Source organism: Novosphingobium aquiterrae (assembly GCF_042434435.1).
Classification (GTDB): Bacteria; Pseudomonadota; Alphaproteobacteria; order Sphingomonadales; family Sphingomonadaceae; genus Novosphingobium; species Novosphingobium aquiterrae.
The window spans coordinates 150,399-164,137 of record NZ_JBHLTL010000001.1 but is presented as its reverse complement, the minus strand read 5'-3'; the positions used below and the strand labels follow the sequence as shown (position 1 = coordinate 164,137).

Annotated in this window: 14 protein-coding genes; 6 read left to right on the top strand and 8 right to left on the bottom strand. The window is 66.8% G+C overall.

What is annotated here, in order from left to right:
* Positions 1-6: 6 nt before the first annotated feature.
* Complete coding sequence (locus tag ACFFF7_RS00865; protein ID WP_379479477.1) at positions 7-1,227, bottom strand: cation:proton antiporter; 1,221 nt, start codon at positions 1,225-1,227, stop codon at positions 7-9.
* A gap of 118 nt (positions 1,228-1,345) precedes the next feature.
* Between ACFFF7_RS00865 and apaG the strand changes: the two genes are divergently transcribed.
* Both apaG and ACFFF7_RS00855 read left to right on the top strand, forming a co-directional pair.
* Positions 1,346-1,744: a Co2+/Mg2+ efflux facilitator ApaG/CorD gene (gene apaG / locus ACFFF7_RS00860; RefSeq protein WP_379479476.1), complete on the top strand. Its 399-nt coding sequence runs from the start codon at positions 1,346-1,348 to the stop codon at positions 1,742-1,744.
* Positions 1,745-1,754: 10 nt separating this feature from the next.
* Positions 1,755-2,513, top strand: a complete 759-nt coding sequence (locus tag ACFFF7_RS00855; RefSeq protein WP_379479475.1) for a LysR family transcriptional regulator — start codon at positions 1,755-1,757, stop codon at positions 2,511-2,513.
* On the opposite strand, the gene ACFFF7_RS00850 is transcribed toward ACFFF7_RS00855, so the two are convergent.
* The gene (locus ACFFF7_RS00850) at positions 2,510-3,805 is read right to left on the bottom strand and encodes a Xaa-Pro dipeptidase (protein WP_379479474.1); all 1,296 of its coding nucleotides are present in this window, start codon (positions 3,803-3,805) and stop codon (positions 2,510-2,512) included. The genes ACFFF7_RS00855 and ACFFF7_RS00850 overlap by 4 nt on opposite strands.
* Before the next feature lie 145 nt (positions 3,806-3,950).
* On the opposite strand from ACFFF7_RS00850, the gene ACFFF7_RS00845 reads away from it, so the two are divergent.
* The 3 genes from ACFFF7_RS00845 to ACFFF7_RS00835 are packed head-to-tail and all read left to right on the top strand — an operon-like array spanning position 3,951 to position 6,289.
* Positions 3,951-5,222, top strand: coding sequence for a cytochrome P450 (locus ACFFF7_RS00845; protein ID WP_379479473.1), 1,272 nt, complete (start codon positions 3,951-3,953; stop codon positions 5,220-5,222).
* Between the two features lies 1 nt (position 5,223).
* Positions 5,224-5,388, top strand: coding sequence for a rubredoxin (locus ACFFF7_RS00840; RefSeq protein ID WP_379479472.1), 165 nt, complete (start codon positions 5,224-5,226; stop codon positions 5,386-5,388).
* 55 nt (positions 5,389-5,443) lie between these two features.
* Positions 5,444-6,289, top strand: coding sequence for an alpha/beta fold hydrolase (locus tag ACFFF7_RS00835; protein ID WP_379479471.1), 846 nt, complete (start codon positions 5,444-5,446; stop codon positions 6,287-6,289).
* Here ACFFF7_RS00835 and ACFFF7_RS00830 read toward each other — a convergent pair.
* The 5 genes from ACFFF7_RS00830 to ACFFF7_RS00810 form a co-directional block, all read right to left on the bottom strand.
* Positions 6,286-7,134, bottom strand: coding sequence for a cupin-like domain-containing protein (locus tag ACFFF7_RS00830; protein ID WP_379479470.1), 849 nt, complete (start codon positions 7,132-7,134; stop codon positions 6,286-6,288). The two genes, ACFFF7_RS00835 and ACFFF7_RS00830, sit on opposite strands and share 4 nt — an antisense overlap.
* Before the next feature lie 71 nt (positions 7,135-7,205).
* Positions 7,206-8,900, bottom strand: coding sequence for a serine protease (locus ACFFF7_RS00825; RefSeq protein WP_379479469.1), 1,695 nt, complete (start codon positions 8,898-8,900; stop codon positions 7,206-7,208).
* 98 nt (positions 8,901-8,998) lie between these two features.
* The gene (locus tag ACFFF7_RS00820; RefSeq protein WP_379479468.1) at positions 8,999-9,232 is read right to left on the bottom strand and encodes a hypothetical protein; all 234 of its coding nucleotides are present in this window, start codon (positions 9,230-9,232) and stop codon (positions 8,999-9,001) included.
* 98 nt (positions 9,233-9,330) lie between these two features.
* Complete coding sequence (locus ACFFF7_RS00815) at positions 9,331-11,268, bottom strand: TIR domain-containing protein (protein WP_379479467.1); 1,938 nt, start codon at positions 11,266-11,268, stop codon at positions 9,331-9,333.
* Positions 11,269-11,494: 226 nt separating this feature from the next.
* Positions 11,495-12,172: an energy transducer TonB gene (locus ACFFF7_RS00810; RefSeq protein WP_379479466.1), complete on the bottom strand. Its 678-nt coding sequence runs from the start codon at positions 12,170-12,172 to the stop codon at positions 11,495-11,497.
* A gap of 165 nt (positions 12,173-12,337) precedes the next feature.
* Here ACFFF7_RS00810 and ACFFF7_RS00805 point away from each other — a divergent pair, with 165 nt between their 5' ends.
* A complete protein-coding gene (locus tag ACFFF7_RS00805; protein WP_379479465.1) occupies positions 12,338-12,970 on the top strand; it encodes a glutathione S-transferase family protein in 633 nt (210 codons plus the stop codon).
* Here ACFFF7_RS00805 and ACFFF7_RS00800 read toward each other — a convergent pair.
* Positions 12,967-13,641: a hypothetical protein gene (locus tag ACFFF7_RS00800; protein WP_379479464.1), complete on the bottom strand. Its 675-nt coding sequence runs from the start codon at positions 13,639-13,641 to the stop codon at positions 12,967-12,969. The genes ACFFF7_RS00805 and ACFFF7_RS00800 overlap by 4 nt on opposite strands.
* Positions 13,642-13,739 lie beyond the last annotated feature (98 nt).

The window sequence follows — 13,739 nt, the reverse complement described above, 5'->3', positions numbered from 1 at the left end:
TGCGGCTCAGCCGGCCTTCTCGGTCAGCCCAGTGATCCGGCGCAGCGCGGGGGAGACCACCGGGATCGTCAGCATCGTCGATCCAACTGCTGCGAGCAACAAGGCGGTAAAGGCCCCGCTGGTGATGATCCCCTTGTCGAACAGGACGTTGACGAAGATGATCATGATCAGGGCCTTGGTCTGCAGCAGCCAGCCGATGATCCAGCTTTCGCCCTTGCCCCAATTGAGCAGGCGCCCCGCCAGGCCGACCCCGGCCAGCTTGCCGGTGACCATCGCGAACAGCAGAAGGCCAGCTGCGCCGATCGCGGCGTAGCCGCCCATTTCCCAGGTCGTGCGCAGCCCTGTTGACAGGAAGAACACCGGCATGAAGGCCAGCAGCACGGTATCGCGGAAGCGGTCGATCGCGTCGATCCCGAACCACCTGGCGTCAAGCGCCGCCCCGGCCAGGAACGCGCCGACCATGTAGTGCAGCCCCGACCAGTCGGCGAGGTAGCCGCAGCCCGCCAGCCAGATCAGCGCGATGTACCAGCGGTCGCGGTCGGGAATGGCGGCAATCAGCTTGCGCACCAGCACGACAGCAATGGCAAAGCCGATCAGGAACCCGGCCTGGCGGGTCACCCGCTCCCAGTCGACCAGGATCAGCGCCAGCACGCCCCAGATCATGATGTCGTCCAGGCTGGCATAGCGCAGGATCCGTTGCCCCAGCGCCGTGCGCAGTACATCCAGCTTCTGCAGAACAAGGACCAGGATCGGCAGCGCGGTAACCGCGCAGGCCATGCCGACGCCCAGCACGAATTGCCAGTGTTGGCCCTTGGCGCCGATCCAGTGGGCGGGATTGCCCAGTGCCAGCAGAATCAGCGCCGCGCCGGCCCCGAACAGCAGCGGCACGCCAAGCGCAAGTCCTGCGGTCAGCCCGGTCTCGCGTCGCCATTTCCAGGCCTCGCCAAGATCGAGCTCTAGCCCGGCAACGAAAACAAACAGCATCACCGCCCACCAGGCAATCCCGTTCAGCGCCCCGATCACCGGCGGGGCAAAGACCGTTTCGTAATAGGCCGGGAAGATCGCGCCGAGCACGCCCGGACCCAGCAGGATCCCGCCGACGATCTGCACCACCACCAGGGGGGCGTAATAGTCGGTGCGCAGCAGCCGCCAGAACAGCCAGGGCACGGCAAAGATGATGATCAGCGCCAGCAGGAACAGTTCGGTTACGGGTATGACATGGGGCATGAGCGCATGGGCTATCAGCACTGTCCTGCGCGCAAAAGAGGGTGCCTTGCGGCTATCCGCAGAAATAGGTTTGCGCTGCGCCATTGTCTGATGCGGCTGCCGTCGCTAACTTGGCGGCATGAAGGAATTGTTCCAGCACGCTGCCATGACCGATGGCCTGATCGTCCGGGTGGCGGTCAACTTCCTGCCCGAACAGTCGCGCATCGAAGCCGGCACCTGGTTCTGGGTCTATCACATCCGGATCGAGAACGAATCCGACCAGGCGGTCCAACTGCTTACCCGGCATTGGCGGATCACCGACGGGCGCGGCATGGTCAACATGGTCGAAGGCGACGGCGTGGTCGGCGAGCAGCCGCTGCTCCAGCCCGGGCAAAGCCATGACTATGTCTCAGGCTGCCCGCTGACCACCCCGCATGGCAGCATGGAGGGGCATTACACTTTCCGCCGCCACGATGGTTCGCAGTTCGAAGCGGCGATCCCGTTCTTCCCGCTGGCAGCGCCGGCCACGGCGGGCTAGGGCCCGCCCGATGAAGCGGACCCATCTGCCCCTCAACGCCCTGCGCGTGTTCGACGCAGCGGCGCGGCACCTGTCGTTCACCCGCGCCGCGGATGAGCTGGCGGTCACCCCGGCGGCGGTCGGGCAGCAGATCCGCGCGCTGGAAGACATGCTGGGCGTGGTCCTGTTCCGCCGCACCCCCAAAGGGCTGGAACTGACCGACGAGGCCGGTGCGGGGCTTGAAGCGCTGCGCATTGGTTTCCTGCATTTCGAGGACGCGGTCCAGGCGATGCAGGCCGGGCAATCGAGCCTGGTCTATACCATTGCCTGTCCGCGCGATGTCTTTGCGGCGTGGCTCGCACCGCGGCTTGCCGCGTTCCGCGCCGCCAATCCCGACGTACGGATCAGCCTGGTGCCCGACGCGGATGTCGATTTCACCGAGGCAAATCTCGATCTGGCCGTGCGCTGGGCCGAAGGGCCGGGCGACCTTGAAGGGGTCCAGCTGGGCGAAGCGGCACGGGTCACCGTGGGGGATGGGCCGTGGATTGCCTGGCCCGGCGATGCCTTGCCCGGCGGCAGCAACGAGGCCGCGCCGCTGAATGTCGGCGATGCCGGACAGGCGCTGGCCGCGGCCCGCGCCGGTCTGGGCCGCGCCCGGATCCCGGCGCTGCTGGTCGAAGACGGCACCGCGCCGCGCGAGGACTGCCGTTTTGCCTACTGGATGGTCGCGCCGCTGCCGCAATGGCGGCAGAAAAAGGTCAAGGCGCTGGTCGCGTTTTTGAGCGCCTAGCGCACAACCGCGCCGCCCTTCATCACGTGCGCCACACTTTCCAGCACGCTGACATCGGCCAGCGGATCGCGCCCCACCGCGACCATGTCGGCATAGTGTCCGGGCGATAGCGCGCCGACGTCCTTGCTCCACCCCAGCATCGCCGCGGCCACTGTCGTGGCCGACTGGATTGCCTGCATCGGGGTCATGCCGTAACGGACCATGTATTTGAACTGGCGGGCATTGAGGCCGTGGGGATAGACCCCGGCGTCAGTGCCGAAGGCCAGCTTGACCCCGGCCTTGACCGCCTTGGCAAAGCCCTGGCGCTGGGCCTCGGTGGTTTCCAGGTTCTTGCGCAGGATCGCCGCGCTCCACCCGTCGCGCTTGCCGACTTCATCGATGTAGTCGCCGTCGTAGATGTCCATGTCGAGGAAGGCGCCTTTGGCTTTGGCCAGCGCGATGCCCTCGTCGTCGATCAGGCTGGCGTGCTCGATCCCGCGCACCCCGGCGCGCAGTGCCGCCTTGATTCCCTCCGCGCCGTGGGCATGCGCGGTGACCCATGATCCGCGCGCCTTGGCCACATCGACCGCGGCGCGCATTTCGTCTTCACTCAGTTCCTGCTGGCCCGGCTCGGTACCCTCGGCCAGCACCGCCCCGGTGGCGATCAGCTTGATCGAATCCGCCCCGTGCTGGAACAGCGCATTGACCTTTCGCCGAGTGTCTTCGGCATCCAGGACCACGCCCACCCGCATGTCGTCAGGCACCGCCACGTCGGGCGCCATCCCGGTCACTTCGCCGCCGCCGCCGGGGATCGTGATATAGCCGCCGACCGCGCTGATCCGCGGCCCCGGCACGTCGCCGCGATTTACCGCATTGCGCAGATCGATGTTGGCATAGCCGCGGAACGAGCCGACGTCGTGGACGCTGGTGAACCCGGCATTGAGTGTAGTGCGGGCGTTGCGCGCGCCGATATAGGCGATCTCGCCCACCGAATGGAGCAGCGGTTCGAGCACTTCGGCGCTTTGTCCGGCGTCGGCCAGGTGGACGTGCATGTCGATCAGCCCGGGCAGGACCCACAGGCTCGACCAGTCGATCACCTTGGCCCCGTCTGGCAGCGGCGCCCAGGCGGTGACCGAGGCGACCCGTCCGTCCTCGATTCGCAGCAGCCGATCGTCTAGCACGCGCCCCGCCTCGGGATCGACCAGGTGCCCGGCGCGGACATAGACGGTTTCGGCATGGGCCGGACTTGCCGCGAAAGCGGACAGCGCGGCGAGGGCGATCGCAGCGACGGGCGCGGCAAGTGGGCGATACATGCCCGGCAGACTGCCGCGCGCCACGGGCAAGCGCAATCCCCACGGAATATTGACATTGATGTCAATAATTGATCGGACGCAAATACGCTGTCCCGCCTTGCCGGTAGCCTCCCTCCCGAATCCGGCGAATTGAGAGGAGAAGGGCATGACCATCGCACGCGAGCTCGCGGAAACCATCATCGATCCCAAGGCCTATTCGCTGCGCGATCCGGTCGACAACGCGTTTAGGGCGATCCGGGCCAACCAGCCGCTCGACAAGGCCGAACTTGACGGATTCGAGCCGTTCTGGGTGGTCAGCCGCCACGCCGACATCAAGGAGATCGAGCGTCAGCCCGACCTGTTCCACAACGGCGACAAATCGACCTTCCTGACCAACATCGAAGGCAACGAGCGGGTCAAGGCGCTGACCGGCGGCGACCCCAACATGATCCGCAGCCTCGTCTCGCTCGACGGGGCAGAGCACAAGGCCCTGCGCAGTATCGTCTTTCCCCACGTCACGCCGCGCGCGATCCGCCCGCTGGAAGAGGCGATCCGCGGCATCGCGCGCGAGTTCGTCGATCACATGCTGAGCTTCGACGGCCAGGTCGATTTCGCGCAGGATGTGGCGTTCCTCTATCCGCTGCGAGTGATCATGACCGTCCTGGGTGTGCCGCAGGAGGACGAGGCGTTCATGCTCAAGCTGACGCAGGAACTGTTCAACAACGCCGATCCCGAACTCAACCGCGCCCGCGCCGAGCTGAGCCCCGAGGATATGCTCAAGAGCCTGTGGGAAACCACGATGGAGCTTGAAAGCTATTTCAAGGCGGTGACCGAGAGGTTCCGCGCCAATCCGACCGAGCAGGTCAACAGCCTGATCGCCAATGCCCGGATCGGTGGCGACTACCTGAACCACCGCCAGCTGATGGGCTATTACATCATCGCCGCCACCGCCGGCCACGATACCACCAGCAACACCACCGCAGGGGCGATGTGGGCGCTGGCCCAGCAGCCGCATCTGCTGCGCCAGATGCAGGACGATCCTGGCGCGATCAATGCCTTCGTCGAAGAATCGATCCGCTGGGAAGTACCGGTCAAGCACTTCATGCGCAGCGCCGTTGCCGATTGCGAAGTCGGCGGACAGCAGATCCGCGCGGGCGACTGGCTGATGCTGTCGTACCAGTCGGCCAACCGCGACGAAGCGGTCTGGGCCGATCCATTCGCGTTCCGCATCGACCGCGACGCCAACCCGCAGATCGCCTTCGGCTATGGCGTCCACGTCTGCCTTGGCCAGCACCTGGCGCGGATGGAAATGCGGATCCTGTGGGAAGAGCTGTTCAAGCGGCTCAAGTCGGTCGAGATGAACGGGGCGGGCGAGCGGACGATCTCGAACTTCGTCTGCGGGCCCAAGCACGTCCCGATCCGCTTCACGGTGAACTGACATGCGCAAGTGGCGCTGCCGCAACTGCGGGCTGATCTATGACGAGGCGCTTGGGCTGCCCGAGGACGGGATTGCGCCGGGTACGCGGTTCGAGGATATCCCCGACGACTGGTATTGTCCCGATTGCGGTAGCGAAAAGCAGGACTTCGAATTGATCGATCTTTAATCGTGCGATTAAAATCCGGTTGACGGGGCGCGGCGGGCGGGCAATCGTCGGCGCAATGCACCGCGAAACCATCCGCGTGCCCGTGGGAGAGGGCCTGACCATTGCCGCCGATGTCGCTGGGCGGCATGGCGCGCCGACGGTGGTGCTGGGCCACGGCGGCGGGCAGACCCGCCATTCGTGGGACAAGTGCGAGGAACAGCTGGCCGCGGCTGGCTATTACGCGATCAACTATGACCTGCGCGGTCACGGTGACAGCGACTGGTCGCCCGATGGCGACTATGGCATCCAGACCCGCGCGCGCGATTTGATGGCGGTCGCGGCGCAGGGATCGCGCCCTTTCGCGCTGGTCGGTGCATCGCTGGGCGGGATCACCGCGCTGGTCGCGGCATCGCTCGGGCTGGAACCCGCGGCGATCGTGCTGGTTGATATCGTCCCCAAGATGTCGGCCAAGGGCGTGGCCAAGATCCGCGGCTTCATGATGGCCAACCCCGACGGCTTCACCAGCATCGAAGAGGCGGCTGACGCGATTTCGGCCTATTACCCCGAACGCCCCCGGCCCAAGGATCTGTCGGGCCTCAACAAGAACCTGCGACATCATCCCGACGGGCGCTGGCGCTGGCACTGGGACCAGCGGATGATGACCGATGAGCGCGGCGATCCGAAGCACCTGCTCGAACTGATGGACCGGGCCGACTGGACCGACCGGGTACCGACCCTGCTGGTCCGGGGCATGAAAAGCGACATTGTCGACGATGACGGCGTGGCAGACCTGCGCCGCCGCATTCCTGCGCTGGAAATTGCCGATATCCGCGGGGCCGGGCACATGGTCGCGGGCGACAAGAACGACGAATTCAACGCCGCGGTGATCGAATTCCTGACCCGGGTGATGCCGCCCGCCTAGCCCCGTACGCGCCGGATCGCGCGATAGGCCAGCGCCTTGGCACGGTTCTGGTCGGGGTAGAGCCCCGGGCTTTTCGGGGTCAGTCCGGCCTTGCGCAGCACCGCATTGAACGCGCGCGCATCGGCCTCGGCATAGGACCATTCGGAACGCCAGGTGACCGACAGCGAGATCGACGCTTCGGGCCCGTTCTGGACCCAGTGCGGGCGCTTGACCGGCACGTGCAGCGCTTCGCCGGCGGTGAGTTCCCAGGTCGTGCCCTTGGCCGCAAAGGCATCGCGCCACGGAAGGTTGCGGTGATGCTGGCCCAGGTGAAAGGCCTCGTGCGCCTGTGCGCTGAGCAGCTCTTCATCCTCGACCGGGAACATCGTCATCACCTTGCTGCCGCGGATCTGCAGCAGGATGTTGTGTTCGGGATCGAAGTGGAACGGCGTCACCCCGCCGGGCGAGGTGATGAAGACGAAGCCTTCGAGCTGGAGCATCGGCCCGGTGCGCGGGACCACGATGTCCTGCAGCTCGCCCAGCGTGTCGCGCAGCAGCTCGGCATATTCGCTGACCTGCTCGATCCGCTTGAGCGCCACCCACGATCCGGCATCGCCGATCCGCCGGATGGTGTCGATCACGCCCAGCTGGGGTGTCGGCACCGCTTCGGGAGCGATCCCGATCGGCAGGTTGCCGGGATTGTATTCGATGCTGTCGGACGGCAGCGCCTGGGCCAGGTCGGCCAGCGCGTCGAGCGTTAGCAGGCGGTGGCCGACCAGGCCGTGGTTCAGCCTGACCGGATCGTTCGGGTAGGCCCCGCCAAAAGCCTGGCGCGCGGCAGCCGGAAATGCGGCGGTGGTCGACATTCGAAGGCCCCTTGGCGCAGTGGTCGGTTCACCGTGCGCCTAGCACCGGCGGGTTAAGATCGGGTGAGGGCTCAATTGGCGGCAGGCGGGGCCCAGGACACCACCTTGCCGCGCTGGAAGTGCCTGGGCGCCTGCTCGATCCAGTCGTTGTAGGCGCGGACATCGGCAAAGGCGCTGGGCGCGCGGATACCGCCGCAGCCGATCCCGAATGAGACCACGCCGAGCAGGACAAAGCCCTTCTTGTCCTTGGCGACCAGCGGCCCGCCGCTGTCACCCCAGCACGAGGTTTCGGTGCCGGGGCTGCCGGCGCACAGCTGGCCGGGCCTGATCCGGTACTTCTTGCCCTGGAAGCGCGGGTCGCGATTGCAGCGATCGGGATCGAGGTATTGCAGCCTGGCGGTCTGCAGATAGCGCGGCGCGACCTGTGCCGCGCCGTGCTCATCGCGCAGCTGCCGGGTCTGCGCGGAAATGCCGGTCACCCCCCAGCCGCTGACATAGACGGTTTCCTCCCGCGGCGGATTCGGCGCATCGGCCGGGGCAACGCGGATCGGCGCGGGATTGACCAGCTGGCTGGCGTTGACCTTGCCCGGAACGGTCTTCGGCGCAACGACGTGGAGCAGGGCCAGATCGTTGCCGTTTTGCGGAATGCGCGGATTGGCGCGGCCGTGGATCACGATCCCGTCGATCGTCCAGGCGGAGCCGCCGCCGCCGCCGATATCCATCGTGCCCAAGCGGACCTTGCGCTGGGTCAGAAAGTCTTCGATCCGCGTGCTGTCCTGCGGCGGCACGATGCAATGCGCCGCGGTCAGTACCCAGCCGGGTTTAATCAGCGATCCGCCGCAGATATGTTCGCGCTCGTAATCGGTCAGGTTGCGGCCGAAGGTCTTGAATTCTATCGCTTCCTGCCCCGGCGTATACTTCGGTGCGTCCTTGCCGAACTTGAAGATCTGCGCCTGCCACGGCGCCAGCGCCTTGGGCGCGAAAACGCCGCGTGGCGCGACGAGGCGGCGCAGCGGCCGATTCCCGTCGGTAATCAGCCACCTCGCATAGAACGCCGCCGTGCCATCGGGTATCGTGCATTGGTACATCAAGGGGCCGTGACCGGGCGTCGAGACGTATCGGCACGGGGCATAGCCGAACACGACCAGCTGCGCCTCGATCGTGGTCGCCTTGTCCAGCAGATCGGGGATGGCTGCCCAGTTCGCCTTGGGATTGCCGCGGAACTGCGAGACGAGGGCCTTGCGGTTTGTCGGGGCAAGCGCTTCGATGAAATCGATCATCCGCTTGCGCTGACCTTCGGGCAGGCCAATCAGATAGCTCGCAAAGGCCCCGCGCTCGCCAAATTCGTCCATCATCTCGGTCAGGCGCAGCAAGGCGTTGGTCTGCGGCACGTTGAGCCCAGCCATGAACGCATCATAGGCCGGACGTTCTTCGTCCAGGACCTGTTCGGTCAGGCGGTCGAGCGCGGGGGCATAGACGGGCGAGAGATCGACGCGGTAATGATAGCCGCTGTAATTGAAGGGGCGTTCGTCGATCTGGCGCGCTGGTGCTGGCGCGGGCGCAGGAGCAGACGCTGTCGTCTGGTCTGCAGGCGCAGGCGGCGGGCTCGTCTGTGCGGTTTCCGGCGCGGCGGCGTCCTGCGCTACCTGCTCAACCGGCGGTGCAGTGGTCGGTAGTGATTGCGGGGCAGCGGCATCCTGCGCGGTGGCCGGCATTGCCAACCCGGCACAGCCCAGCGCTGTGATCACTAGCACCTTGCGGTACATCGCCTCAGTCCTCCCCGCGACCCGGGCGCACAATCCTTGTTCGTGTTATTGCATGTAGTGATCGGGGCGCTCGCCACCAGCGAACGCCCCGATTGCTTTTACGGAGCAGGCGGACGCGTCACACCGCTGCCCTGGCCGTCGGTCGCGGCATCGGCAGCTTCGACTGCAGCGTCGCTGGCCGTCGCGGCGGCATCACTGGCTGTGGCGGCGGCGTCACTGGCATCAGCAGCGGCTTCGGTTGCGGTTTCGGCGGCTTCTTCAGCCTTCTTTTCGCACCCGGCAAGGCCGAGCGAGGCGATGGCGAGAGCGGCTACGAGAGCAGTCTTTTTCATGGATCCCCCTTCGATGGTCGCCCGTGCGCCAATGCAGCGGGCGGCTAAAAGTGTGCCTCAAAGGGGGACGCTTGTCGAATCCGGGTTTGCCTTTGTTTTCAGCTAAATCCCAGTTTCTGCAAGGCTGCGGCCATGCGCGGTGAAGGCCGGATCGGGTCAAGCAGCGGATCGTTGCGCAACTGCGCCAAGCCGCTGTCGATCAGGGTCATCGCTTGGTCGAGCGCTGCCAGTGCGGCATCGCGGCGGCCCCATTGGGCGAAGATCTGCACCTGCTGATAAGCGCTGTTGGTGCCGAATTCTTTGATCAGCTCGGCGAGCCGCGCTTCGCCCGCCTCTTCGCCGTAAAGCTTCATTTCGGCGATGGCCTGGCCGGTCAGGCGCAGTAGGGCCAGCGGCTCCTGCCCGTAATGGTCGAGCGCCTCTGCCGTCTTGCCGGTGATCAGCAGAGTGTGACCAAGAAATCCGTGGATCACCCCGACCTTGGTATTGAGCGCGAGGGCAGCACTGAAGGCCGTTTGCGCTGCCGCGTAGTCGCGTGAGAAGAATGCCAGAAGCGCAGCGCTGCGCTGGACCGAAGGATTGACCGGATCGAGCCGCAACGCCCGGTCGATCGTCTTGCGGGCATCGTCAAAGCGGCCAATGTTGGTTGCGAAGTCACCATAGGCAGTCAGGATGTCGGCATTGCCGAAGCCCAGTTCAACCGCCCGGCTGTACGGCAGCTGGGCACCGCGCAGATCCAGTTTGACCACGGCCAGGACATAGCCAAGCGCGAACTGCCCTTCGGCCATGTCGGGCGCGAGCCTGACTGCCATGCGCGCCGCTTCCAACGCCTTCCGGACCAGCGCTGCGCTCTCTCCGCCAGCGGCATAGGACGAAGCGATGACCGCCAGAGCCGTCGCGCGCGAAGCATGGGCCAGCGCAAATTTCGGATCGAGCGCCACGGCCTGTTCGAACGCGGCCAGTCCGGCACGGTCGGTCTGCTCGCTGGCCGCCTGCTTGATCAGCGCGCGCCCGCGCAGATAGGCGTCGAAGGCCTTGGCATTGCCGGTGCGTCCGCTGCCGGCGGTGGTTGTGGTGACCTGCGCGGCCAGCGCATCGGCGACATAGGTGGCGATCTCGCTTTGCACAGCCAGCACGTCGTCGGCCTTGCGGTCGAAACTCTGCGCCCACTTTTCGAAGCCGGTCTTGCCGTCGATCAGGCGGGCGGTGATCCGCAGCAGATCGCCCGCGCGGCGCACGCTGCCGTCGAGGACATAGGCGACCTTGAGTGCATCGGCGATTTCGCCCGGGGTCTTGCCTTGCTCGCTGAGCTGACTGGACGAGGTTTCTGCGGCAACTTCCAATCCGCGATTGAGGCTCAGCATCGTGCGCAGTTCTTCCGACAGACCGTCGGAAAAATAGACCTGCGCCGGATCGCCGCTGAGATTGCGGAACGGCAGTACCGCAACGCTGTTGAGTATGTCTTGCCCGGTCAGCCAGCCGCCTTTCCATACGGCAAGCCCGCCCAGCAGCGCCGCACCGCTGGCGCCCAGCGCCAGTACGCCCCGCCGCGACAGCCCACGCGAAGCTGGTGCCGCCGCCGCGCTGAAATTGAGCTGGCTGTTGGGCGATCCGGCTGTGGTGTGGATGGCATGGACCAGATCGACGAATTCGCGCGCATTGGCCTTGCCGCGCCACTTGTCGAGCTTGATGTACTGGATCTGGCGGAACCCCAGCGGCGGTTGCGCGCCGTCAAGCGAGACCGGGACCATGCAGCCGCGATCGCGTCCGCGCGTCGCCTCATCACGCACCCAGTGCGACTGGATCGCGGTCTGGCTCCACAGCACAACCACCGCATCGGCGGTCTCCAGGGCGGTTTCGGTCGAATGGGCAAAGGCCTGGCCGACTTCCAGCATGCCGTCCCACCACACAGACAGGCCATTGGCCTCAAGTGCGTTGACGACCTTTATCGCCCGCGTCCGGTCCTTGCGCGAATAGCTGAGGAAGACGCGCACCGGCCGGTCTGCGGCTGCGTCGGACGTATCGTCGCCGGTCATGCCTGGCCCGCGCCCTTGATCGCGAGTGATAACGCCATGCCCTGAAACTCCCCTTGGGTGCAGCATGAAGGGTCAGGGGCCGAATTGCAACGACAGCGGCAGGTGACAGGGCCGGCCAGCCGCCGATCGCGATCGATCTGACGGCGAGGAAATTGCCGGCGCACGTGGTCGCCCCGCCCGGTCGGGTCCGGGCAGGGCGGATCGGTACTGGCCGGTCAGGCGGCCCTCACTCCGGGATCTGCCAGCGCACCGAACTGGAATAGCTGCCGGGCAGGCGCGCGCCGGTGCTGTCGATTGCGGGGTCGAAGCGGCCGCGGGCGGTCAGCTTGGCGCAGGCCGCCTGGTCAAGCCCCGGATGCCCGCTCGATCCGGTGACGGTGCAATCGCGGACCCGTCCGTCGATCCCGACCTCGAGCCGGAAGCGGGTGACGCCCGCATGCTCCTGGCGCAGGTCGGCCGAGGGATAGTCGTCCGCGGTTACCCACAGCCCGGGATTGCCGCGCGGCCTGGCGCCGTGGACCAAGCTGGGGAGGGGCGGCGGATCGGGCTGGGGAATGCGCACCTCGCCGATGTCGTGGCCGGTGCCGCCCAGCGTCCCGCCGTCGAACACCGGCTCGGACACGGTGGTGAAAGTCGGCGGGTCCATCGGCAGCGGCTGATGGGTGTCATGCACCGGTGGGGTCTTGGTCAGCGGCTTGGGATCGACCCGCGTGTGCTGCTCCGGCGGCGGCGGAGGCGGGGGCAGGCGAAAGTTGGTCGCCTCGGTCCGCGTGGCGGGCACCTTGGGCATGAACTTGGCGGCAAGCCCGGCAATCAGCGCATAGCCGACGACGAGCTGCACCGCGGCGACCGCGGCGAAGGTTCCGACACGGCCCTTGGTATCGATCGAACTGGCATAGGTCATGGCATCCTCCTGTGGTTGGACCGCCGCTGGCCTGCGCCTTCGTGGGTGAGGCGCTATCGCACATCGGCGATTCGTGTAACAGTATATCATCGCGTTGAGGGAAGGAAAGCCCTTTTGCGCAGGGGCCCGCGCCGCGCTATCCTGCCCGGCAAAAGGGAGATACCGATGCCGACCTTCTATGATTGCGCCACCGCCCCCAGCCCGCGCCGCGCCCGCATCGTGCTGGCGGAAAAGGGCATTGCCCACGACGTCGTCCAGATCGACCTGGGGCAGGGCGAGCAGCTGGGCGATGCCTTCCGCGCGATCAACCCGGCCTGCACGGTCCCGGTGCTGGTGCTGGAAGACGGCGCCAGCCTGACCGACAACGCCGGCATCGCCGCCTGGGCCGAAGCGGCGCAGCCGGCGCCGCCGCTGCTCGGCACCACGCCGCTGGAAAAGGCCGCGGTCGCGAGCTGGAACAGCCGGATCGAGGGCGAATGCTTCATGGCCATCGCCGAAGTGCTGCGCAACACCGCGCGCGGGATGAAGGACCGCGCGCTGCCCGGCCCGCACAACTACGCGCAGATCCCCGAACTGGCAGAGCGCGGGCGGGCGCGACTGGGCCACTTCCTCGACCGGTTCGAACAACACATGACCGGGCGCGAATGGGTGGCGACAGATGCCTTCAGCCTGGCCGACATTTCCGCCGGGGTCGCGCTCGATTTCGCCAAATGGGTCAAGGTCGATCCCGACGAAGGCCGCCCCGCCGTCGCCGCCTGGCGCGCCCGGCTGGCCCAGCGGCCCAGCTTCGCGCTTTAGTCTTCTTCCCCGTCCTCGTCCGCCCCGGCCAGCTCCTGCGCCGACTTCCGCCGTTCGAGGATGCGCTCGAACCGGGCGTTGAGCTCCTGGACGATCGCCTCGCTGTTCGCCGCCGCTTCCTCGGCCTGGGCGTGCTCCCACTCGCGCTTCAGCCGTTCATAGACCGGATGCCCCGGGACGAGCCGCGCGGTCGCCGCCCCCTCCGCCGCCCAGCGCGCCGCGCGCCGCTGGCTCAGGACAAAGCGGATATGGCCGAAATTGTGCTTGCGATAGGTGCCGAGCAGCTTGCCGGCCGAGACGATCGGCAATTCCTCCCCGGCGATCGCCAGTTCCAGTGCGCAGTCCTCCAGCCGCGTCAGGCCCCGCTCGGCCGCCGCGTCCCACGCCGCGGCAAAGTCCTCGGCCCCGGGCCGGTGCCGCAGCTTGTACAGCGCCTCCAGGCTCTTGCCGATCCGCCGCGCCGCCTGGCTGACGATCCCGCTGGCGGCAAGGGTGGCGATGAACATGCGCTGCTTGTCCGGCGTGATCGAATTGCGCCGCGGGCAGGGGTGGCGATAGGGCGCAAATTGCAGCAGCGGATCCTCCGCCTCCGGCTCGGGCGCGGGATCATAGGCGACCAGCGACGTCGCCTGGCGCGGGGTTTTGCGGGTGGAGCGGGGCGGGGCAGACACGGGCACGGGCGCCTTTCAGGCCAAGGTGTTGGATTCCCCCGTGGAAGGGCACCTTAGCGTGAGGGGCGGGGTGTAGGAAAATGGTTTTCCTGTCGTGG

Coding starts and splice junctions, on each gene's coding strand:
- ACFFF7_RS00865 (WP_379479477.1), bottom strand. CDS start 1,227: ATGCCCCATGTCATACCCGTAACCGAACTGTTCCTGCTGGCGCTGATC.
- apaG (WP_379479476.1), top strand. CDS start 1,346: ATGAAGGAATTGTTCCAGCACGCTGCCATGACCGATGGCCTGATCGTC.
- ACFFF7_RS00855 (WP_379479475.1), top strand. CDS start 1,755: ATGAAGCGGACCCATCTGCCCCTCAACGCCCTGCGCGTGTTCGACGCA.
- ACFFF7_RS00850 (WP_379479474.1), bottom strand. CDS start 3,805: ATGTATCGCCCACTTGCCGCGCCCGTCGCTGCGATCGCCCTCGCCGCG.
- ACFFF7_RS00845 (WP_379479473.1), top strand. CDS start 3,951: ATGACCATCGCACGCGAGCTCGCGGAAACCATCATCGATCCCAAGGCC.
- ACFFF7_RS00840 (WP_379479472.1), top strand. CDS start 5,224: ATGCGCAAGTGGCGCTGCCGCAACTGCGGGCTGATCTATGACGAGGCG.
- ACFFF7_RS00835 (WP_379479471.1), top strand. CDS start 5,444: ATGCACCGCGAAACCATCCGCGTGCCCGTGGGAGAGGGCCTGACCATT.
- ACFFF7_RS00830 (WP_379479470.1), bottom strand. CDS start 7,134: ATGTCGACCACCGCCGCATTTCCGGCTGCCGCGCGCCAGGCTTTTGGC.
- ACFFF7_RS00825 (WP_379479469.1), bottom strand. CDS start 8,900: ATGTACCGCAAGGTGCTAGTGATCACAGCGCTGGGCTGTGCCGGGTTG.
- ACFFF7_RS00820 (WP_379479468.1), bottom strand. CDS start 9,232: ATGAAAAAGACTGCTCTCGTAGCCGCTCTCGCCATCGCCTCGCTCGGC.
- ACFFF7_RS00815 (WP_379479467.1), bottom strand. CDS start 11,268: ATGACCGGCGACGATACGTCCGACGCAGCCGCAGACCGGCCGGTGCGC.
- ACFFF7_RS00810 (WP_379479466.1), bottom strand. CDS start 12,172: ATGACCTATGCCAGTTCGATCGATACCAAGGGCCGTGTCGGAACCTTC.
- ACFFF7_RS00805 (WP_379479465.1), top strand. CDS start 12,338: ATGCCGACCTTCTATGATTGCGCCACCGCCCCCAGCCCGCGCCGCGCC.